Here is a 569-nt window from a genome sequence, read left to right as displayed (position 1 = left end):
ACATTATAAAAAAAGACATAAATATTTAAAAGAATTAACTATACGTTTTGTTGAATATAAAGAAATTTATATCCTCAATAGCTATTATCGTGGGATAAATAATTTAACAAATATACTTTCTTTCCCATATGAATCACCTCCTGGGATTCAAATACCTTTAATAGGTGAAATAGTAATAACTCCAAATATAATTTTATATGAATCATTACAAAAAAATAAATCTTTTATAGCTCATTTTGCTCATATAATTATTCATGGGTGTTTACATTTAATTGGTTATCATCATAATAATGAAAATGATGCTGCTAATATGGAAAATATTGAATACTCAATTTTAGAACAAATAAAATTCAATTAACAGAACAAAAGTTAATATATATGAAAAATCCATTTTATTATATAGATATTGAACAAGAAGCCCAGAAGTTTTGGGAAGATAATAAATGTTTTGAAACAGTAGAAGATATTAATAAAGAAAAATTTTATTGTTTATGTATGTTTCCATATCCCAGTGGTAATTTACATATTGGGCATGTACGTAACTATACAATAGGAGATGTAATCTCTCG

At 23.9% G+C, this 569-nt stretch carries 2 protein-coding genes; both read left to right on the top strand.

The features are described from left to right. On the top strand, positions 1-358 hold a 358-nt coding region (ybeY, locus tag IE124_RS34420), incomplete at its 5' end, for an rRNA maturation RNase YbeY (protein WP_189514051.1). 20 nt (positions 359-378) lie between these two features. Further along, on the top strand, positions 379-569 hold a 191-nt coding region (locus IE124_RS34415), incomplete at its 3' end, for a class I tRNA ligase family protein (RefSeq protein ID WP_189514048.1).

Origin of the sequence: Streptomyces narbonensis (assembly GCF_014649015.1) — a bacterium.
GTDB lineage: Bacteria > Actinomycetota > Actinomycetes > Streptomycetales > Streptomycetaceae > Streptomyces > Streptomyces narbonensis.
This window is presented reverse-complemented; position numbering and strand designations above follow the sequence as displayed.